The sequence below is a fragment of the Acaryochloris marina MBIC11017 genome (assembly GCF_000018105.1).
GTDB classification, from domain to species: Bacteria; Cyanobacteriota; Cyanobacteriia; order Thermosynechococcales; family Thermosynechococcaceae; genus Acaryochloris; species Acaryochloris marina.
Genome location: NC_009925.1, coordinates 573,751 through 594,211 on the forward strand (window position 1 = coordinate 573,751; position 20,461 = coordinate 594,211).

The following is a 20,461-nucleotide window of genomic DNA, read 5'->3' on the forward strand; positions in this document are numbered from 1 at the left end:
CTTAGAATCGTTGACCAAAGCCAAAGTGGAATTGATTGTCCCCATCGTCATTGATGCCATAATCCAGTCGGACTGGACCAATAGGCGTTTTGACGCGTACCCCAATGCCGTAGCCAAAGCCAACCCCAGGCTTGCCGCGAACAATACCAGGTTGACCCGGAACATTACTTTGAGTTCCCAGGTTACTCCCCACATCAAAGAAGAGGACAGCACCCACACCCCCCAAGAAGTTAATCAACGGAAAACGATATTCAGCGGTGGCCTGCATAAAGCTGCGACCACTGCCCAAATCTCCTTCTCCGTAGCCCCGGACCGAAGAGCTGCCCCCGAGGGAGAAGGCTTCATAGGGAGGTAGGTCCCCTAGGACCGTTCCAGCTTGGACATTAAAGGCCAAGGCTTGGGGACCTTCGGTAAAGTTGGTGAGTTTGATAGGGACGAAATAGCTAAAGCTCCCCCGGAGTCGCGTTAATAGGATGCTGCCAGAGCCAATGGGAGCCGATTGTTCTAGGCCAAATCGTAGGGCATATCCCTTGGTGGGGTCGGCTGGATCATCCCGTAAATCACGGCCAATGCCGAGTTGGACGGTGAGTAGGTCATCATTGCCCGTCCCGCTAAAACTTAAGGCATTGCCCAATTCGTCCACAGGAGAAATTGAGAAGTCACTGTCGCGAATTGAAATCCGTTGGTATCGGAAGCCAATCGATCCAGTCCAGGCTTGTCTGAGGTTATCTAGGTCTGTCGTGAAGGGGCGGTTAAACACACCACTAATCCCCAATCGGTTGACCCTGGGAGTATCCCCATTGGGCAGATCGACTTCAATCGGGCCTTCATCAAACACGAGGGGAAGGGTCAGGCGGTTGAAGATGTTGATGCTGTAGGAGGAATGGTTGGGATCTCCGGCAATCCATGGATCCGAAAATCCGGCATCAAATAAGAATTCTCGGGTTCCAGCCTGGGCTTGGACGCTCAGGGTTTGGTTGTTGCCCCCTAAATTATTCTGAGTAAAGGAGCCGGTGCCAAAGAAACCACTTCGAGAGCTAAAACCAGCACCAGCGGAGAAGCTGGCCGTGCTTCGTTCCTGCACATTTAGATTCACCACGACTTTCCGTGGATCCTGACCCGGTTCGAGGGCCACTTTGACATCTTCAAACAGCCCCAACCCAAACACGCGCTGTAGGTCGGTTTGCAGCTTGTTGCGGTTTAAAGGCAAACCCGGCTCGGTGCGCATTTCTCGGGTAATAATAAATTTCCGAGTCTTGCCTTTGGTGGGCTCTCCATCTTCGTTAATGTAACGAACATCGATATCTTCAACGACCCCTTCTGCCACCTGGAGGGTGACAGTGCCATCGGGATCCACTTGGGGAACGCCCACCACTTGACCGAGAACGAAACCTTCATCTTGATAATATTTATTGACCCGAGTCACCCCTGCTTGGAGATCCCGAAGGTTAAGGATTTTGCCGTATTGGGATTGGAAAATCTCATCCACTTTCTCTTGGGTGAGAACCTGATTGCCAGCCACCTGCACGGATTGGAGGGTGGGATTGGGCTGGACAAAGAAGGTGACTCTGACGCCAAGGGGTGTATCACTGGGCTCTGCCCTAACATTGCTAAAAAAGCCAGTGCCGAAAATGGCATTAATGTCGGATTGAATTTGCGATCGCGTTGTTGTTTGGCCTGGTCGGGTACTAATGGCTTCATAGGCATTAATCGCTAAATCGCCATCGACCCCTTCAACTAAGACTTCTGAGACCAAAACCTCTGGTTCAGGGGCTGCGGGTGGTTCAGCCGTTTCTGTGGGGGGTTGAGGAGGGGAACCCGGAGATTCTACCGAACTATCGGGAGACGGGGTTTGCGTGTCGCCAGGATTGCCGCTGGGAATATCGCCGCCGGGAACCGGAAGTCCAGGATTGGGGGCCGCTGGCGATTCTGTGGGGGGGACGTCATCGGCAGAGGGCGTTTCGGCTGGTACATCTCCTGGGGCACCTGTATCTGGGGCCGCTTCGTCCGTCGCTGGTACATCTCCTGGGGCCGGAGCGGCGTCATCTGCTGCGGAGGGGGCTCCGGGGGCTGGGGCGATCTCGTCTGCTGCGGGGGGATCTCCTGGTGCTCCCGTATTTGGGGTGGCCTCGTCTGGATCAGTCTTCTCTTCCGATGTGGACGGGGTTTCTACCGCTGGCGTGGAGGGTTGATCGGGTTGAGCAGGGAGGGGAAAAACCGGGGCAGTTTGACTAGGGGCGTCATCTGTCGGCAGCTGCCCAAGGTGTATTGAGGGGGCAGGGGGGGAGGATACTCTGATCTGTTCTTGGCGATTATCTCTGTCCGAAGAAGGCTGGTCTTTGGCTTGGGCGGGTGCAATGCCCAGCAGGGTCGCCGTGATCACGGTTGCACCGAGAATCGGTGGAAGACTGAGAATCTTGATCGATGGAGATTGAGTCACTTCACACACCACATGCAACTGAACAACAATGAGTACTAAGAGAAACCTTAAAAAAATCCAAAACAGGGAGTATTTTATCGCACCAAGCTAGGGGACGTATATGTCCTGGGCTAGAACCCGCTCCATGACCCGAGCATAGGCCGTATCCACTTCTCCTAAATCACGACGGAACCGATCTTTATCCATGACCCGTCGCGTGGGATCTGATTCAGCATCGTCCCAGAGTCTACAGGTATCGGGGCTGATTTCGTCCGCTAACAAAAGCTGTTGGTCCGACGTCATCCCAAATTCCAATTTGAAATCTACGAGGGTAATGCCACATTGATGGAAAAAATTAATCAGGATTTGGTTGATTCGCAAGGCCAGTTGACGCAGTTGCTCTAACTGCTCTGGCGTTGTCAGCTCCAGAAGAAAAATGCGATCACGGGTGAGTAACGGATCCCCCAGGGCATCATCTTTGTAATAGAAATCAACTAAGGGTTGTGACAAGGGAACACCTAACGCTAGTCCTGTCTGTTGACATAGACTCCCAGCTGCAATGTTCCGCACGACGACTTCTAGGGGCACAATTTGTACCGCTCGCATTCGCATCTGGTCTGGGTTTGGCTGATCGATAAAATGGGTTGCAATCCCCGCTGCCTCCAGAACCTTGAATAGGTGAGTGGCAATGGCGCAATTGATGCGGCCTTTGTTGGTGATTGTGCCGCGTTTTTGAGCATTAAAGGCAGTCGCATCATCCTTGTACTGGGCTAAAAGGATGTCTGGATCGTCCGTCCGATAAATAATTTTGGCTTTCCCTTCGTAGAGAAACTCGCCAGTAGACATCACAGTCTCCTTAATTCAGGTATTCAGGGGGTGGGGCAGTAGAGATGAGCTGCAAAGATTCTATGGGATCCGGGTCAAAGTCAATGCTTTGGGAGTGACACTTTCTGGAGATGGATCAAGGATTAGAGAATAAATCCAGCGGGAAATGACCATAGGTCTGGTTGATAATTTCTTCTGATTCAGATTGGAACGAGATCAGCACGCCACGATGGTTCCCCACATAGTTATCGGTATAGCAACTGCCTAAGTTGGGGTTGAACTTCAGGTAAGTGGGGCCGGTAATGGGCTGCCAATTCGTCGGCATTTCATAGCCAAACGCTTGGCTGTAGGCCGTTAAGGCAGCTATCGCTTGATCACAGGTTTCCGCCAAGATGCCGAACATTTGGTAATCCGTGGCCTGGGCCAACGCTAATAAATCGGTCTTAGCCTGTTCTCGTTCCTCAGCCGTGGTAATAGGCGGAGGATCCAGGGCTGCAAATTTGGCAAGGGCCGCTTGAGATTGTTGGACGGTGGGGGAAGGGGACATCGCAATTTTTATCCTAAAAAGGAGACTATGACGTAGCTGGAGGTTGACCAATGGACGTCACCAAGGGGACAAATTGTTCGACCCACTGGTCCTGACTAAGGGCTAAGGTGGGATAAGCCACCTGGCTATAATTTTGACCCACGGTTAACGGAAAGATGGGGTCAGGGGCTAAGGAGATCCATGCTCCCCCAGCGGCTTGAATAATGGGCCAAACTCCAGCAATATCCCAGATCTTAGGCGTCGCCTCTACCGCACCAATGGTAACGCCTTGGGCCACGATGAGTAGGTTGTAACTGGCGGACCCAAGCATTCGAAGTTTGCAGGGAAAGGGGTTCTTTAACACCGAAAGACTACGGGCACAGAGACTGAAACATTGATTTCCAGCGGGTGCATCGGGCCGGGTGTGGATAGGGGTTTGATTGCAAAAGGCCCCATCTGGTTGCTCTGGTGCAGACCAAAACCCATGAAAAGTTTGCCCTAAGGGGGGAAAGTGAACAAACCCAAACACTGGCACCCCTTGATAGAGCAACCCTAAGGAGGTTCCCCAAATGGGAACACCGCGAGAAAAATTAGTGGTGCCATCAATCGGATCTATGACCCAACACCAGTCGGTATCGGGAAAGATATGTTCTACCTCTTCGCTCAGTACCCCATGGTCGGGGAAAGCAGTGGCAATGGCCTGACGCAGATAGTGATCGGCCCATTGGTCTGATTGAGTGACTAAGCTACCATCGGACTTAGAGGTCGCTTGAACTTTCCCAAATTCAGTGAGTAAGCGTTCCCCCACTTGTTGTGTAACGGTGTGGGCAAAAGTGACGACCGAAGTCCAGAATGTTTGCATCAATTTTCCATATGGGATGTTGCCCTCTACCGTACCTTGTTTTATGAAGGATAATCGAGCAACTATTTCCCTCAGTTAGACGTCAAACGTTCTAAATACCCGGTGACTGCATAAAAACGTGTAGATTTGCAGTTTCCAGACGTGATTGGGTTCTCTTTCTAGGACTGAATTTCAAGAATTAACTGTTCACTGCCATTATTGGGTTTCATCTCTATTTCACTATGACTTATCTTTTCCGTCGTTTGTCGATTGTGGGTTTGGGATTAGCAATCGCCAGTGGCTGCCCTTCCCTTCTGGCCCAGGGCCAACCGGCGTCTTCTCCCCAATCGTCTCAATCCGCCCAGGGCAATCCCCTATTTCAGATCCGCCAGAATGACAAGCTGGGGTTTATCAACCGTTCGGGCCAAATTGTGGTGTCGCCTCAGTATGACGATAGCCATGCTTTTTCTGAGGGGCTAGCGGTGGCTCAGCTTGGCGAAAAATACGGTTATGTCAACCCTCAGGGCCAATGGGTGATTAAGCCTCAATTTGAGTTGGCAGAAGATTTTTCTGAAGGCTTGGCTGCTGCCATGATCAACGATCAGCTGGGCTATATTAATGCTTCGGGCCAATGGGTGATTAAACCCCAATTCTTTTTGGTGGGACCGTTTTCAGAAGGGATGGCGCGGGTCTTAATCGGTAAAAAATATGGCTTTATCAACCGTCAGGGGAAGGTGGTGATACCAGCGCAATATAATCTGGCTCACGATTTTTCCAATGGTCTTGCTAAAGTTCAACGCAATGGTCGGGTCGGGTTTATCAATAAAGCCGGGCAATCTGTTATTGCTCCCCAGTTTTATGAAGCCACTCCTTTTCGAGAGGGACTAGCAGCAGTGGAAACCAATCAAAAATGGCGTTATATCCAACCGAACGGCCAATTTGCCCATGTAGCCCAATTTGATCGCGCCTGGGCGTTTAGCGAAGGCTTAGGGCTGGTTCGCATTGGCCTTAAATATGGCTTTGTCAATAAAGCTGGAAAAATCGTGATTGCCCCTAAGTTTGATCGAGCAGGCTCTTTCTCTGAAGGCAAGGCCTGGGTCACTGTCGCCAGCAAGCAGGGCTATATCAATAAAGCTGGGGCGTTTGTGATTTCCCCTCGATTTGATGAAGCGAGCAACTTTAAGCAGGGATTAGCTTTCGTTAAAACAGGAGGCCGAGAGGGATATGTCAATCCTTCGGGGCAAATTGTATGGCAAAGCCCTTGAACACCAAACACGAATATACGCCTGAACTCAGGAAAGAGGCTGTAAACCATAGAGCAGAATAATCAGCGGCGGAGTAATGAGCGCCATGAGCAGACTTAAGGGGCCGCCCACTCGCAGAAAATCGAGGAAGCGATACCCTCCCGTTCCGTAGACCATTGTGTTGGTTTGATAACCAATCGGGGTCATAAAGCTGTTCGAGGCTGCAAACGTGACGACAAACATAAAGGCAAAGGGGTTGTAGCCTAGCTCTTGGGCAACTTGGACTGCCACAGGCAATAGCAAAATAACCGTGGCGTTGTTGGAGAGAATCTCCGTCAGCAGTGCCGTGAGGACAAAAAACAGCGTGAGCAGCCAATAGCCGGATAATTGTCCCCCCACCGAAATTAATTGATCCGCTAACAGTTGGGTGGCGCCAGACTTTTTCATGGCAATGCCTAAGGGGAATAAGCCCGCGAGCAGGAATACCACATCCCAACGAACCGCTCGATAGAGTTCACCTGGTTTTAGACAGCCCGTCAAGACCATTAGCATCACCCCAGCTAAGGCCGTGACGGCAATGGAAAACCGTTTGGTGCCGGCGACCCCCACGACCAGGAGACCAATTGCGATCGCAATCCACGCTTTGTCCCGGCGCAGGTTCTCAACATCCCGCTGTTCCATAACCAATAGGTCTTTGCTGGTCTGCAAACCCACTAAACTTTGCTTCGGTCCTTGCACCAATAGCAAGTCACCAAATCGGAGTCGTACCTTTCCTAACCGATCTCGGACTAACTCTTGCCCCCGTCGAATCGCCAACACCGTACAGTTGTAACGTTGGCGAAACCGCAAATCTTTAAGGGTCGAACCAATCAGGTTGGAATCCGCCAGTACCATGGCTTCAGCTGCCCCTTCTTCTGCACTTAAATCGGCTTGCCAGGATTTTTGGCCAAATTGCACATCTGGCAGAATTTCTAGACCCTGGCCATCCCGAATTTTTAACAGATCTTCCCGTCCCCCACGCACGAGCAAAATATCGCCAGCTGACAGGGTTTTGTCCGCTAGGGGCTGAGGGAAATGGTTGTCATCATGGATCAACTCCAAAATGTCAACGTCATAAATTCGCTGGATCAAACTCGACTGAACGGTTTGCCCCACCAAACCTGACTGAGGGGTAATCACCACTTCACTGACATAGTCCTTCAGGCCATACCCTTGGCTCAGACTGGAAGAGGTCTTCCGATTAGGTAACAAACGATGGCCAATCGTGGCCATGTACACGAGCCCAGCGGTAAACGTACATAAACTCAGGGCCGTAAATTGGAAAATATCAAAAGAGCCTAAGCCTAGGTCAGACGATAAGCCACTGGCCAATACGCTGGTAGAGGTGCCCAGAACGGTAATCATGCCCCCCAAAATTGTGATGTAAGACAGGGGAATCATCAATTTGGATACTGGAATGCGGCGTTGGCGACTCCAATCTTCGACAACGGGTAGGAAAACGGAGACAATCGCGACATTGTTAATGATGGCCGTAAATGGCCCGATGACAGCCCCCATAATCAGCATGTGTCGGGCGGGGCGTTTACCTCCCCATTTGAGCAAAAATTCGCTGGCCATTTGAATGGCTCCAGTCCGGGCAATGCCTGAACTAAGAATAAACATGGCCATTACGGTGATGGTGGCGGGATTACTGAATCCTGATAACCCTTCTGCTGTGGTGACGAGTCCCAGCAGCATGAGGACGACCATAACGCAGATTGCTGTCAGATCTGGAGGTAACCATTCAAATACAAAACAGAGTAATGTCAGTCCTGTCACCAAAAGGGTCTGAAAAATTGGCTCCATAGAGGGACCGTCACTCCAAAAATCGCCGAAGTTGGGGGTTTGCCATCAAACTTAAACCGCGAACTGGCCCATGCTTACGGTAGGTTCGCAAATGGTGAGTCAGGTGAGATTATCACAAACTTAAGGGTGATGGCTAGTAATGGGTAGAATAGCAGCCCTAACTACAGATGACTAGATAACTATTTCTAAGTCATGACGGGTTCTAGACCATGACTAGGTCAGGATACTAATCTCACCTAAGGGCTGACAGTCTCGACTAATGTTTTGACATGCTGCCTGACCTGATCGCGGATGGTGCGAAAGACTTCAATCGATTGACCCGCAGGATCGTCTAGTTGCCAATCTGCAAATATCGGTCGAGTTACCCACGCCTCTGGTAGATTCACCCCACAACCGCATAAAGAAATGACGGCCTCAAAATCCTCTGGCTTAAATTCAGTTAAGGCGTTAGAGGTGTGATTGCTAATGTCGATGCCTTCTTCTTGCATCACTTGAATGGTAAGGGGATCGACTTGACTTCCGTCTAATCCTGCACTAGCCACTTCTAGCTTGTCTCCTGCCATTGATCGGGCATAACCCTCAGCCATGTGGGAACGGCGCGAATTATGCTTACAAACAAACATGATGCGTTTCATCATTTACTCCCAGGAATGTGAATTAAGCCAAAGGACGAGAACAACGAGGATCTAAAAGCGTCGCTTTTTCAGGATCTCTGGGGAACCAAAAAGCCGTGCGCTTACAGACCTCAACCAAAGCCAGCATAACGGGGACTTCGATCAGAACTCCAACCACTGTGGCTAGGGCTGCCCCCGAATTTAGTCCGAATAGCATCACAGCGGTGGCAATGGCGACCTCAAAGTGATTGCTGGCTCCAATCAGCGCTGCTGGGGCTGCATCCTCATAGGTTAATCCCAACTTTTGAGCGATGACATAGGTTATGAGAAAGATAAAGTTCGTTTGTAAAAAGAGTGGAACTGCAATCAGAACAATATGTAGCGGGTTGTTCACGATTAATTCCCCTTTGAGGGCGAACAATAGCACCAAGGTCACCAAAAGGGCGATCACGGCCATGGGACTGAGTCTTTTGAGAAAAACTTGTTCGAACCACTGTTGACCTTGGTGCTTCAGAATCCAGTGTCGAGAACTCATGCCCGCGATTAAAGGTAAGCCGACATAGATCAATACAGATAGCACGATGGTCTGCCAAGGCACGTCTAAATCATTGGCTGCTAATAGCCAACGTCCCAATGGGGCGTACAAAAAAAGCATGGCTAGAGAATTGACGGCAACCATTACTAAGGTATGTCCCTGATTGCTGTAGGACAGATATCCCCACATCAAGACCATGGCTGTGCAGGGGGCAATCCCTAATAAAATAGCGCCAGCAATGTAGGAATTGGCTAAGGTTATATCACTCCCGCGAACAAGTTCAGTCCCTTGCAGGAGTGGGGCAAAGAGCTGTCCTAGAAAGAACTGCGCAAATATAACCATGGTGAAGGGTTTGACGAGCCAATTGATGCCAAGGGTTAATAGCACTGGTTTTGGGGTGCGAGCTGCTCGGCGAGCTTGGCTAAAATCAATCTTGACCATGATGGGATACATCATAAAAAAGAGACACACCGCAATGGGGATAGAGACCTGGTGAATACTGGCAGCATTTAGGCTCACTGCAATTCCAGGGGCAATGCGTCCCAAAAGAATCCCCACACCAATGCATAGACCGACCCACAGGGTGAGGTAGCGTTCAAAGACATTAAGCTGGCCCCCTGCCTGGACTGGTGGGGGAAATCGAGTTTTTTGAGTGGTCATGACGGGTGAAGTGTTCTAGAAATAGCTCAACTTGGAAAATTTTTAAGAATCAAAAACGATCTAACTTTTGCCTACGGATATTTCTTCTGCCAAGACGCCGCAATCCGTATGAATTTTCTGCTGGCTGAGTTGCTCTTCACATCGATGAATCAGAGGCAGTAATTCTGCTTTCAGTTCTTGTAGCTGAGTAATTTTGATTTCGATCTGTTCAAGTTTTTTGCGTAACCGTTCGTGAATGTCACAGCAAGTCAAGGTATTCCCGGCTTGTAATTGCAAGATCTCTTTAATTTCATCTAGGGTCAGCCCAAGGGTTTTAGCCCGCTCGATGAGGGATAAACGGGCCAAATCTTGATCATTGAAGACTCGATAGCCTGAGTCATTTCTTTCAGGGGCAGGAATGAGGCCAATCCGCTCATAGTAGTAGAGGGTCTGGGGGTTGAGACCAAAGGTGCGAGCAACATCGCTAACACGGTTCATGATGGCGATAGGGATTTACACTGACTGCATCATAAACCTTGTATCTGGGTATAAGGTCAAGGGGGAATATGCTTGTTTGAATATGAGCCAATTTAGTTGTGCTGTGGGCTGAAATTCGTTTATTAGTGGTTTATGGTATGGATGTTGCGGGGCTAGAGGCGTTTTTCTGAAGTGGATAGTTAGTCTAGACCCGATAGTAGGAAGCAACGCCGGGTTGTCCTGTGGCATTTGGACCAGCACGGTCGTCGGCCCCTAAGTACTCAAAGGGGGAACTGAGCATTGCAGAGCCAGCTTTCTGAAGGACTCCAGATTGACGGTCGAACTCAAATCCTGAAGTTTGGAACCAGTTGGTTAGTTTTTTCGTGAATGCAGTCCCGTCTTGATTGAGAACGTGGTTGAGATCCAAGTTGGCGAGGAAAATGCCATTGGAGTTTAACCAAGAAACGGCTTTGGTGATCAAGCCAAGTTTGTCGCCGATGTAATGCAGTCCATAAATGCAGGTGACTAAATCGTACCGTTGGGTTGTGGTCCAGGTGTGAAGAGAAGAGACCGTCAACGTAATGGCAGGATACTGTGTGGACCTTGGATCGAAATGATCAACAAGATCAACGCCGTGAAGGGTTAGGTCATTTGTGCCGAATGCGATCGCAGCATCGATAAGGGCTCTACCACGCCCACAGCAGAGGTCGAGCCATGCTGCTTCGCCCTTCTCCTTGAGTCGGTTTTCTAATACAGTTGCTGGGTTGAGATCAAATTCTTTGCCATAGGAGTTATCGCCCATCAGTGCCCTGTTGCGGTTCATCGTGATATTGGCAACGATATCTGACTGCTCAAGCGCTTTGTGGTCTTTCAGCTTGCTTCTAGGGTGATTAAATTCAGAATCTGTATTGTTCAAAGTCATCCTGATCTTATCGACGATGGGCAAGGTTGGAAAATGAATCCTTGCCCTGGGGCGTTCTTGCCTAAACCTCTTCCCATTTTGCTGTAGTCCCACGATAGACTGTGTAAGCAAACCTTTGGTCTGCATATATTCGGCAATATTCCAGCGGGGTCGGTGATGGCGACGTTTTTATTAGAAGTAGGGACAGAAGAGTTGCCCGCAAGTTTTGTGGAGTCGGCGATTCAGCAATGGCGATCGCACATCCCAAACAGCCTAGAGGAACACCTGCTCACCCCCCAATCTCTGAAGGTTTACGGCACCCCTCGACGACTGGCTATTTTGGCAGAAGGCCTGCCAGACCAGCAGCCGGACCAAACGGTCGAAGTCAAAGGTCCCCCAGCAAAAGCTGCGTTTAAGGATGGCAAACCCACCAAAGCGGCTGAAGGATTTGCCCGCAAACAGGGGGTTGAGATTAAAGATTTTGAGCTGCGCGATACGGAAAAAGGCGAATTTATTTTTGTTCAGAAAACGACTCTGGGTAAACCGGCGGTTGATGTTTTAGCCGACCTAATCCCCACCTGGATTTTTAGCCTAGAAGGCAAGCGGTTTATGCGTTGGAGCGATGGCGAGGTAAAGTTCTCCCGCCCCATTCGCTGGTTGGTCTCGTTGCTGGACGACCATCTTATACCTATTAAATTGGAGAATTCAACAGGTACGATATCCAGCGATCGCACTTCTTCAGGCCATCGAGTTCTGCATCCAGACCCAGTAACGATTAAGCATCCCCAAGACTATGTGGCGACCTTAGAAAAGGCTTCCGTTCAGGTGGATCCAGAGCAGCGTCAAACCCTGATCAAAGAACAGGTTCACGCCTGTGCTAAGGCCGTTAAAGGTAAGGCCGTTATTTCTGAAGATCTGCTGGCGGAAGTCACCTATTTAGTGGAATGGCCGACGGCCGTGGTGGGAGGTTTTGAGTCAGAATTTTTGGAACTGCCTGCTGAGGTGATTACAACGGAGATGGTCAGCCATCAGCGCTATTTCCCGGTGGAGGCCCCCAAGGGCGCGAAGCTCTTGCCCCACTTCATTACTATTTCCAATGGTGATCCAGCCAAATCAGACATTATTTCATCGGGCAATGAACGGGTGATTCGGGCTCGATTAGCCGATGGTCAGTTCTTCTATAAGGCTGACCAGGCCATGCCCTTAGCAGAGTATTTGCCCAAGCTAGAGACGGTTACCTTCCAAGAAGATTTGGGGTCTGTTCGGGCCAAGGTGGATCGCATCCAGGCCAATGCCCTGTGGGTTGCAAAACAACTCCAGCTCGATCAGAAGGTGACTCAGCAAGTCGAGCGGGCAGCCCAGCTTTGTAAGGCGGATCTCGTAACCCAAATGGTGGGCGAGTTTCCAGAACTGCAGGGGGTGATGGGGGAGAAATATGCGATCGCAAGTGGTGAACCCACCGAGATTGCCACTGCCATCGTCGAGCATTACCTGCCCAAAGGGGCCAATGACCAGCTTCCACAGACCCTGGTGGGGCAAATTGTTGGTATTGCCGATCGTCTGGATACCCTGGTCAGTATTTTTGGTCTGGGGATGATACCCACAGGGTCTTCTGACCCCTTTGCCCTGCGCCGAGCAGCCAACGCCATTCTCAATATTGTCTGGGCTGCCAATCTAGATCTCAATCTAGACCAACTCCTGACCGAAACGACTGCTGCCTTTGCTCAGACCTTTGCTAAATTTCAGCCTGAGGTCCAACAGCTTCGAGACTTCTTTGGTCAGCGTCTCCGTAGCCTCCTGCAAGATGAGCAGACTATTGACTATGACTTGGTCAATGCCGTTTTAGGAGAAAAGGGCGAGCATACTCAGCGAGTCCTAGTGGATGTGTTAGATGGACGCGATCGCGCCCAGTATCTGCAGACGATTCGCACCAACGGCACCTTGGATACGATCTATGAAACCGTCAATCGAGCTGCTCGCCTAGCTACCAAAGGAGATCTAGCCTCAGATGTACTGGATCCGAAGGGAGTAGTTCAGCCAAAGCTGTTTGAACAGTCTTCTGAGCAGGTCTTTTATGATGGCTTACTCACCCTTTTACCTCAAACACAAGCGGCCCAGTCTTCGCGAGACTATCAAAAGCTGGTTCAAGGCTTAACCAAAATTGCTCCATCCGTTAGCCAATTTTTTGATGGCGACGATAGTGTCTTAGTAATAGCGGAAGATGCCGATTTACGAGCGAATCGCTTAAATTTACTAGGTCTATTACGAAATCACGCCCTCGTGCTCGGGGACTTCGGTGCGATTGTCAAAAGCTAGAATATAGAAGAACGCACAGTGCCTTTGCCTCCATGGCAACTCCCCCATTACTGCATCCCTCCTGCCACCGTACCCCTGAAGGGTTAACGGTTATTGCCGAACATCTACCCGTGGATGCGGTCAACTTTAGTTTGTGGGTCAATGCGGGGTCGGCGGTGGAGGACGACGCCATCAATGGGATGGCCCATTTTTTAGAGCATATGGTGTTTAAGGGGACGGAGCAGCTTCCCGAAGGTGAGTTTGAGCGCCAGGTGGAAGCCCGAGGCGGCGTCACCAATGCGGTCACCAGCCAGGACTATACCTGTTTTTACGTCACCGTTGCTCCCCAAGACTTTACTACGATCGCTCCTTTGCAAATCGATCTAACCCTCAATGCTCGCCTTGATGTCGAGAGCTTCGAGCGGGAACGACTTGTTGTCTTAGAAGAAATTCGACGGTCTGATGATAATGTTCGCCGTCGGTTATTTCGCCAAGCCATGACCTTGGGATATGCCCAATTACCCTATCGGCGACCGGTTCTGGGTCCTGCTGAAGTGATCCAATCCCTGGCTCCAGAGCAAATGTACGACCATCATCGGTCCTGGTATCATCCCGAAAATATCACTGCCGTTGTGGTGGGGAATTTACCCGTAGAGCAGATGGTTGAAACCGTAGTTCAAGAATTTGCCACCCCTTCTCGCCCTCCTCCCCTGGCTCCAGTCCAATCCCTCGAACCGCCTTTTGTTGAAATTACTCGGCAAACGGTCGTTGACCCTAAACTGACTCAAGCTCGTTTAGTGTTGCTATGGCGAGTCCCAGGTATTCAACAGCTCTCCCAAACCTATACCTTAGATGTCCTAGCCAGGATCTTAGGGGGTGGACGAAACTCTCGCTTAGTCAAATCCTTGCGGGAAGAGAAACAGTGGGTTGAGCGTATTTCTGTGAGTAACCTGACTCAGGTGTGGCAAGGATTATTTTGGATCTCCGCCCAGGTGCCACCAGAGAACTTGGAACGGGTAGAAGCGGAAATTGTCAATCATTTGCGTCAGCTCCAAGATGAAGCTTTGCCTGGATCAGAACTGGCTCGACGACAACGACAACTGGTCAATCAGCATTTATTTGGTACTGAAAGCCCGTCTAGTCGAGCAGGTCTTTATGGATACCACCATGCGATCGCCCATAACCTAGAGGCTGGTCTTCTGTATCCACAACATATTCAGCAGCTGACCCCAGCTGATTTGCAGCAGGCTGCCCAGACCTACCTCTCCACGACTGCTTACCGGGTGTTAAAGGTACTGCCAAAGTCTTAATCCCTAATGCCGACCTTAACTGACCGATAACTGTTTCAAGAGGGTATCCACTTTTTTGACCCCATCGGCTTGGCGCTGAAGCTGGTATAGCTGGCGAGCCTTGTGTAATTCAGGAATGGCTTCCCGATGGCGGTTTCGGGCAATCAGCGCTTTGGCTAATTTATAAAAGGCGCTAGGGTTACGCTTTTCTAGCTTAGTGGCTTGGCGAAAGGCAACCACAGCCCCTAATGCATCCCCTTTTTGCATCAAGACATCCCCCAGACCTTCGTGGGCTGCCCCTAAATTCTTGTCATGCCGCAAGGCCTGTTTATAGGCTGTTATAGCCCGCTCGTTGTTGCCCTGGCTCTGCAATAGCTGTCCCGTCCGCAAATGGACCTTAGGGTTTCTTGGATCTAATTTGACCGCTTTATCTAGGGCTACTAATCCTTCTTCCGTTTTACCTTGGGCGGCATAGGCCAAAGCCAGATTCATCTGAATTTCGCCATTTTTGGGAGAGAGGGTGGCGGCTTTTTCCAAATTAGTAACGGCGGGCTCTACCTGATTCCTTTTTAAGTGGATCAGGCCAATCGAGTTGTAGGCTCCACCATTCTTGGGGTTAATCTCGATGACTTTTTGAAAGTTTTGAAAGGCCTCGTCATATTTCTGTTGACGACTGTAAATGACCGCTAGGCCTTCATAGGCCCGAACATTTTTGGGTTCCAATTCAATTACTTTTTGATAAGCTGCCGCAGCTTGGTCATTTTGGCCCAAGTTACCCAAGCTATACCCCAAGGCATAGTGGAAATTGGCATTTTTGCCATCTAATGCGATCGCTTTTTTATAGGCTTCGACTGATCTCGCAAAATCCTTTCTTTGAGCCTGAATATAGCCAATCGCTGAGAATATGCGTGGGTTTTTGGTATCTAAAAGAGTGGCTTGCCGATACGCTTGCAAGGCCATATCTAAATCATTGGCCTCCACTAACTCTTTACCTTTCTTAAATAGCTGAAAGAGTTGGCGATCTTTATTGACCTGGGCGATAGGCTCAGCGTGAACCGGGCTGTTTACCTGTTCAGGAATGATGACTCCAACCCCCAGAATCAACAAAATACTGGTGCTTAGTAAGCGCATGCTTAACATTCATCTCTCCTGATTACAAAAACGTCAACATACTTCACTGTTGTTAACCCTGCCTTAAAAGAAATGGCATTTTTACTAAAACAGACTGAATCCTGAGTTACACCGGAGGTACGTCTCAAGTCTCTGCAGTCTACGAGCAGGAACTCCTTCATTCATGAGACTGAGATTTACCCCTTCTAGTTTCAATTTTCTTCATTTTGCAAGCTGTGCTTGATCGCAACACTATCGTCCATCAACGAGGCAACTATGAATAGTTTCCGAAATATCGCCCTGGTGGGTCCCTATTCCAGTGGCAAAACAACGCTCCTCGAAAGTTTACTTCATGTCACGGAGGTCACCACCCGAAAAGGGTCCGTAAAAGAAGGCAACACCGTGGGGGATGCAAGTGCTGAAGCCCGGGAGCGCCAAATGAGTACAGAAGTAACGGCTGCCAGTTTTGAACATGGCGGCCTTTCTTTTACTTTTTTAGACTGCCCAGGTTCCGTCGAGTTATTGCAAGAAACCCTTAACTGTCTGGTTGGGGTTGATGCTGCGGTGGTGGTTTGTGAACCGGAACCCCAGAAGGTTCTCACTCTGGCCCCCTTGTTTCAAACCCTAGATGAATGGGAGATTCCCCATCTGGTGTTTATCAATAAAATGGATCGCGCCAATTCCCCCTTTAGCGAAGTCTTGGATGCCCTCAAGCAGGTCTCCAGCCGTCCACTGGTCCTCCATCAATATCCCATTGGCCAAAATGAAGACCTTCAGGGATTCATCGATCTCGTTTCGGAACAAGCGTTCCATTACCATCCCGACTCTCCAGCAGATCCGATGCCTCTACCCGCAGAGTTGGCAGACCAGGAAAAGGCGGCCCATACAGAAATGTTGGAAGCGCTCGCCGATTTTGATGATCACCTTTTAGAAGAATTACTAGAAGATATCGAGCCCCCTCAATCTGAAGTCCTACAAGATCTGAAAACAGAACTCGGGGCTGATTTAATTGTACCCGTCTTTGTGGGAGTGGCCGAGGCTGGGTATGGTGTACGCCCTCTCCTGGATGCCCTAGAGAAGGAAGCACCTGAGGCGAATGACACGGCTAAATCTCGTGAACTAGAGCCCAGCTCAGATCGTCTGGTTGCCCAGGTCCTGAAAAACTATTTCTCTCCCCAGGGCGGCAAACTATCCCTAGTGCGAGTGTGGCAAGGCACCCTGACCGATGGCATGATCTTAAATCAAGTTCGAGTGGGAGGCATCTATCGTTTATTGGGGCAACAGCAAAAAACGCTTACCCAAGCAGAGGCTGGGGACATTGTGGCTTTAAGCCGTTTAGATGGCGTCAAAACGGGGGATACGCTGGTTGTTGTCGATGGATCTGCCGTGCCGGATTTACCCACGGCTCAACAGCTAGAACCGGTTTACTCCCTGGCGATTGCTCCCAGAGACCGCAAAGACGAAGTTAAGCTCAGTAGTGCCGTTAGTAAACTTCTGGAAGAAGATCCCAGCTTAAGTTGGGAGCATCGAGAGACGACCCATGAGATCATTCTGTGGGGACAAGGCGATATCCACTTAAAAATTGCCATCGATCGGCTAGGACGAAAGCATAAGTTACCGATTAAAACCCATACCCCCCATGTCCCCTATAAGGAAAGTATTCGGAAGTCTGCCTCTAGTCATGGTCGCTATAAGCACCAAACGGGTGGCCATGGTCAATTTGGGGATGTGCGGTTAGATATCAAACCCAAAGCTAGAGGAGAAGGCTTTACGTTTAAGGAAACCATTGTAGGAGGGGTAGTCCCTCGTCAATATATTCCAGGTGTAGAGATGGGAGTTCGTGAATTTCTCCAGCATGGCGTCTTGGGTTTCCCCATCGTGGATATTGATGTCACCCTGACGGATGGGTCCTACCACTCTGTGGATAGCTCAGAACAGGCGTTTAAGCAGGCTGCTCGGATTGCCATGCAGTCTGGACTTCCCAACTGTCAGCCTGTGCTTTTGGAACCCATTGAGCGGGTGATCTTGTCAACGCCCACGAAGTTCACGTCTCAGGTCCTGCGCTTGATTAGCAATCATCGAGGCCAGGTTCTAGGCTATGAAGGCAAAAGCGGTTGGGATAGCTGGGATGAAATCTCGGCCTACTTACCGATGGCAGAGATGCAAAGTCTGATTATTGAGTTGAGATCCCTCACTCAAGGGGTGGGCTTCTTTATTTGGCGAGACGACCACTTAGAAGAAGTACCCGACAAAGTGGCTGAACGTGTTTTGGCAAGAGTCGAAACAGAATTCTAAGGTTTTCCTCGTCTTTCTCCGAATTATTGTGATGCGGTCTGTTGGTATCAACCGCATCACTTTTTTTGGGAATTCCTGTAGATTTACAAACCAATTTCTCCCAAATATTGATAAATTATGAAGTTCTTTTGCCTATCCTTAGTTAGGCTGCATATTTTCTATACAAAGCGGGAATGTTAATCCTGCTATCAGTGTTAAGCGCTTGGATCACAGCCTCTAACTGTTTAAGGTCACAGCCATTACTAATGAGCAAAGATTATATTTTCTTGTAAAGGGAATAAAAATACTCTAGCTCAAGGTATATTGTCAGGTGCCTCTAGGCAAAAATGCATATTCTAAGCAATAATGCGTAGTCAAGTGTGTGTGTGTTGTTTGTGTTTGTGAGGAGTTACAGTCGTTGTGCGGAAAAGAAGCGAAGGCGATCTCGATGGTATCCCCAGCTACGTTCGAAGAAATACAAGTGCTTATTCCCCTCAGCAATTACCCATAGGCGTTTTTGATAGTGGTGTGGGGGGATTAACGGTTCTAAAGGAATTGCAGCAGCAGCTTCCTAATGAGTCTTTTCTTTATTTTGGGGATACGGCTAATGTTCCCTATGGAACGCGCTCCCAGGCCGAAATTCTCGGGTTCGTTCGCCAAATTCTGTGCTGGATGACTTCTCAGCCCATCAAAATGGCGATTATGGCCTGCAATACAAGTTCGGCATTGGCCTTAGATGAAGTACGCGCTGAGTTTGATATTCCAATCTTAGGGATTATTTTGCCAGGGGCACGAGCAGCCGTTAAACAAGGGAAACGGATTGGTGTGATCGCAACACCTGCCACTGTGGCGAGTGAAAGTTATCCGCAAGCGATTCAAGAGGTCAATACCACTGCCAAGGTTTTCCAAGAGGCCTGCCCAGAATTTGTTCCTCTCATTGAACATAACCGTATTCGCGAACCTGAAACGCTTCAAATTGTCCACCAACACTTGCACCCCCTCTTGCAACAAGGAATTGACACTCTTGTATATGGATGCACCCATTACCCTCACTTGTCTGGTGTAATTCGACAGGTTTTACCTTCTCATGTGAAAACCGTTGACCCAGCTGTGTATATCACGACAGCCGCCAAACAAGAGCTAAAGCTTCTCCAATTGCAGAACGGACACGCTGCTCAAACGACTCGGTTCTTTGTCAGTGGTTGTCCCGAACAGTTTGCTGAGTTATCCTACCAATGGCTAGGGTTTCTGCCAGTCGTTGAGAAGGTTATCTTGCCTGAACTCGCCTCACCACAATCTATTGAGGCTGTTGAGCAGATTTAAATCTACCAGATCAAGATTGCTGTCCTTAATGTAAGGCAGAGGCTCGCAAACACGTCATGATCGCTATTGTTGATTCGTTTCAACTTTAGCTGATTGGTTTGACTAGGTTTATGGATTGTTGATATAGAACAACAACTCTAGCCTCGTGGGGTGGCTCACGATCGAGCTGGCTTGATTTAAGTTGCAATTTTAGGATCTATGTATAGTCTTCATTCTTGGTTGAAAAGAACAGCCCTGCTGCTGCTCACCCTCGTATTCTCTCTTGGTCTGTCTGGCCCAGCCTGGTCTGCACCGTTTCTGCCCCTATCGGTTTTGCCAACGGCAAATGCTGTGAAAGATGGCAGCAGTATTCTGCGCTTTGCTTTACCCATTGATGAGCCCTATATCCGGGAAATTCAAAATGCCGTAGAGGGAACGACACCCCAAATTCGAGGTAAGCGATGGCCTGAAATTCGCAAGGGATTGGGGAAAGCTAAACGAACCCTTGAGCGTCACCGTTCTGATATTTTGGCTGCGGTTGCTCCAGACCAGCAGGCGGTTGCATCAGAGCAGTTGGATTTCATTGCTCAAGCATTGTTGGATTTAGAAGATGCTGTAGCGGCCAAAGATATTGACCAATTCAATACGATTCGTAAGCCTCTAGCTGATCGAGTCGGCATTATTGAAGAGGCGATGCTTACAGAGTTTCCTTTTGAGGTGCCTGAAGAATACCAAGATCTGCCTCAATTAAAAGGTAGAGCCACGATTGCCATCACGACCAATAAAGGTGACATGACTGTGGTGGTAGATGGCTATAGTGCTCCTGTGACCGCAGGCAACTTTGTTGATCTAGTACAGCGCAAATTTTACGATGGCCTGAAGTTTACGCGGGCTGAAGAATCCTATGTGGTTCAAACTGGCGATCCAGATGGCCCTGATGCTGGCTTTATTGATCCTGACACTGGAGAATACCGAGCTATCCCCCTAGAAATCATGGTTAAGGGGGATTCTGAGCCAATTTATGGATCTACTTTGGAGGATTTAGGAATTTACTTGGATGAGCCAGTATTGACCTTCTCTTCCTACGGCACGATGGCTATGGCTCGTCCAGGGGATGATGCTAACGGCGGTTCCTCCCAGTTCTTTTTCTTGCTCTTTGAGCCTGAACTAACCCCTGCTGGATCCAATCTATTGGATGGTCGTTATGCGGTCTTTGGTTATGTGGTGGATGGTCAAGATGTTCTCGGTACGATTAAGCCTGGCGATGTGATTGAGTCTGCTCGGGTGATTAAAGGGGCTGAGAATCTCGTCTAAATTCACAAGCA

At 49.4% G+C, this 20,461-nt stretch carries 16 protein-coding genes; 6 read left to right on the forward strand and 10 right to left on the reverse strand.

From position 1 onward, the window contains the following. Position 1 precedes the first annotated feature (1 nt). The 4 genes from AM1_RS02560 to AM1_RS02575 form a co-directional block, all read right to left on the reverse strand. Positions 2–2,440, reverse strand: coding sequence for a BamA/TamA family outer membrane protein (locus tag AM1_RS02560; RefSeq protein WP_148215657.1), 2,439 nt, complete (start codon positions 2,438–2,440; stop codon positions 2–4). An 87-nt stretch (positions 2,441–2,527) separates the two neighbouring features. Beyond that, on the reverse strand, positions 2,528–3,265 hold the full coding sequence (gene purC, locus AM1_RS02565) for a phosphoribosylaminoimidazolesuccinocarboxamide synthase (RefSeq protein ID WP_012161237.1): 738 nt from the start codon (positions 3,263–3,265) through the stop codon (positions 2,528–2,530). A gap of 115 nt (positions 3,266–3,380) precedes the next feature. Further along, complete coding sequence (locus tag AM1_RS02570; protein ID WP_012161238.1) at positions 3,381–3,791, reverse strand: DUF1824 family protein; 411 nt, start codon at positions 3,789–3,791, stop codon at positions 3,381–3,383. 25 nt (positions 3,792–3,816) lie between these two features. Beyond that, positions 3,817–4,632 (reverse strand): inositol monophosphatase family protein, encoded by an 816-nt coding sequence (locus tag AM1_RS02575; protein ID WP_012161239.1) that lies wholly within the window; start codon positions 4,630–4,632, stop codon positions 3,817–3,819. A 221-nt stretch (positions 4,633–4,853) separates the two neighbouring features. Here AM1_RS02575 and AM1_RS02580 point away from each other — a divergent pair, with 221 nt between their 5' ends. Then, entirely contained in the window at positions 4,854–5,876 is a 1,023-nt protein-coding gene (locus AM1_RS02580) for a WG repeat-containing protein (RefSeq protein WP_012161241.1), read from the forward strand. Between the two features lie 27 nt (positions 5,877–5,903). Here the strand turns inward: AM1_RS02580 and AM1_RS02585 are convergent, their stop codons facing one another. The 5 genes from AM1_RS02585 to AM1_RS02605 all read right to left on the reverse strand — a co-directional run bounded on the left by AM1_RS02585 (position 5,904) and on the right by AM1_RS02605 (position 10,887). After that, positions 5,904–7,700, reverse strand: a complete 1,797-nt coding sequence (locus AM1_RS02585; RefSeq protein ID WP_012161242.1) for an SLC13 family permease — start codon at positions 7,698–7,700, stop codon at positions 5,904–5,906. 236 nt (positions 7,701–7,936) lie between these two features. Continuing rightward, positions 7,937–8,335 carry an arsenate reductase, glutathione/glutaredoxin type gene (gene arsC, locus AM1_RS02590; RefSeq protein WP_071819930.1) on the reverse strand — a complete coding sequence of 133 codons (399 nt, stop codon included), beginning with the start codon at positions 8,333–8,335 and terminating at the stop codon, positions 7,937–7,939. 22 nt (positions 8,336–8,357) lie between these two features. Continuing rightward, the gene (arsB, locus tag AM1_RS02595; RefSeq protein WP_012161244.1) at positions 8,358–9,509 is read right to left on the reverse strand and encodes an ACR3 family arsenite efflux transporter; all 1,152 of its coding nucleotides are present in this window, start codon (positions 9,507–9,509) and stop codon (positions 8,358–8,360) included. Positions 9,510–9,569: 60 nt separating this feature from the next. Further along, a complete protein-coding gene (locus tag AM1_RS02600; RefSeq protein WP_012161245.1) occupies positions 9,570–9,986 on the reverse strand; it encodes a heavy metal-responsive transcriptional regulator in 417 nt (138 codons plus the stop codon). Positions 9,987–10,170: 184 nt separating this feature from the next. After that, positions 10,171–10,887, reverse strand: coding sequence for a class I SAM-dependent methyltransferase (locus AM1_RS02605; RefSeq protein ID WP_187152919.1), 717 nt, complete (start codon positions 10,885–10,887; stop codon positions 10,171–10,173). A gap of 156 nt (positions 10,888–11,043) precedes the next feature. Between AM1_RS02605 and glyS the strand changes: the two genes are divergently transcribed. Together glyS and AM1_RS02615 are read left to right on the forward strand one after the other, a co-directional pair. After that, positions 11,044–13,182: a glycine--tRNA ligase subunit beta gene (gene glyS / locus AM1_RS02610; protein ID WP_012161247.1), complete on the forward strand. Its 2,139-nt coding sequence runs from the start codon at positions 11,044–11,046 to the stop codon at positions 13,180–13,182. A 32-nt stretch (positions 13,183–13,214) separates the two neighbouring features. Continuing rightward, on the forward strand, positions 13,215–14,471 hold the full coding sequence (locus AM1_RS02615) for a M16 family metallopeptidase (protein WP_012161248.1): 1,257 nt from the start codon (positions 13,215–13,217) through the stop codon (positions 14,469–14,471). A 15-nt stretch (positions 14,472–14,486) separates the two neighbouring features. On the opposite strand, the gene AM1_RS02620 is transcribed toward AM1_RS02615, so the two are convergent. Next, on the reverse strand, positions 14,487–15,581 hold the full coding sequence (locus AM1_RS02620) for a tetratricopeptide repeat protein (RefSeq protein ID WP_148215658.1): 1,095 nt from the start codon (positions 15,579–15,581) through the stop codon (positions 14,487–14,489). 255 nt (positions 15,582–15,836) lie between these two features. Between AM1_RS02620 and AM1_RS02625 the strand changes: the two genes are divergently transcribed. The 3 genes from AM1_RS02625 (at position 15,837) to AM1_RS02635 (ending at position 20,450) form a co-directional block, all read left to right on the forward strand. Beyond that, positions 15,837–17,855 carry an elongation factor G gene (locus AM1_RS02625; protein WP_012161250.1) on the forward strand — a complete coding sequence of 673 codons (2,019 nt, stop codon included), beginning with the start codon at positions 15,837–15,839 and terminating at the stop codon, positions 17,853–17,855. A gap of 399 nt (positions 17,856–18,254) precedes the next feature. Continuing rightward, positions 18,255–19,157 (forward strand): glutamate racemase, encoded by a 903-nt coding sequence (murI, locus tag AM1_RS02630; RefSeq protein WP_083776685.1) that lies wholly within the window; start codon positions 18,255–18,257, stop codon positions 19,155–19,157. A 198-nt stretch (positions 19,158–19,355) separates the two neighbouring features. After that, entirely contained in the window at positions 19,356–20,450 is a 1,095-nt protein-coding gene (locus AM1_RS02635; protein WP_012161252.1) for a peptidylprolyl isomerase, read from the forward strand. Positions 20,451–20,461: the final 11 nt, after the last annotated feature.

Excerpts from the sequence above, each read along its gene's own strand:
- AM1_RS02575 (WP_012161239.1), bottom strand. The coding sequence starts at position 4,632 with ATGCAAACATTCTGGACTTCGGTCGTCACTTTTGCCCACACCGTTACA.
- AM1_RS02570 (WP_012161238.1), bottom strand. The coding sequence starts at position 3,791 with ATGTCCCCTTCCCCCACCGTCCAACAATCTCAAGCGGCCCTTGCCAAA.
- AM1_RS02605 (WP_187152919.1), bottom strand. The coding sequence starts at position 10,887 with ATGACTTTGAACAATACAGATTCTGAATTTAATCACCCTAGAAGCAAG.
- AM1_RS02580 (WP_012161241.1), top strand. The coding sequence starts at position 4,854 with ATGACTTATCTTTTCCGTCGTTTGTCGATTGTGGGTTTGGGATTAGCA.
- glyS (WP_012161247.1), top strand. The coding sequence starts at position 11,044 with ATGGCGACGTTTTTATTAGAAGTAGGGACAGAAGAGTTGCCCGCAAGT.
- arsC (WP_071819930.1), bottom strand. The coding sequence starts at position 8,335 with ATGAAACGCATCATGTTTGTTTGTAAGCATAATTCGCGCCGTTCCCAC.
- purC (WP_012161237.1), bottom strand. The coding sequence starts at position 3,265 with ATGTCTACTGGCGAGTTTCTCTACGAAGGGAAAGCCAAAATTATTTAT.
- AM1_RS02635 (WP_012161252.1), top strand. The coding sequence starts at position 19,356 with ATGTATAGTCTTCATTCTTGGTTGAAAAGAACAGCCCTGCTGCTGCTC.
- AM1_RS02620 (WP_148215658.1), bottom strand. The coding sequence starts at position 15,581 with ATGCGCTTACTAAGCACCAGTATTTTGTTGATTCTGGGGGTTGGAGTC.
- AM1_RS02585 (WP_012161242.1), bottom strand. The coding sequence starts at position 7,700 with ATGGAGCCAATTTTTCAGACCCTTTTGGTGACAGGACTGACATTACTC.
- AM1_RS02600 (WP_012161245.1), bottom strand. The coding sequence starts at position 9,986 with ATGAACCGTGTTAGCGATGTTGCTCGCACCTTTGGTCTCAACCCCCAG.
- AM1_RS02625 (WP_012161250.1), top strand. The coding sequence starts at position 15,837 with ATGAATAGTTTCCGAAATATCGCCCTGGTGGGTCCCTATTCCAGTGGC.
- arsB (WP_012161244.1), bottom strand. The coding sequence starts at position 9,509 with ATGACCACTCAAAAAACTCGATTTCCCCCACCAGTCCAGGCAGGGGGC.
- AM1_RS02615 (WP_012161248.1), top strand. The coding sequence starts at position 13,215 with ATGGCAACTCCCCCATTACTGCATCCCTCCTGCCACCGTACCCCTGAA.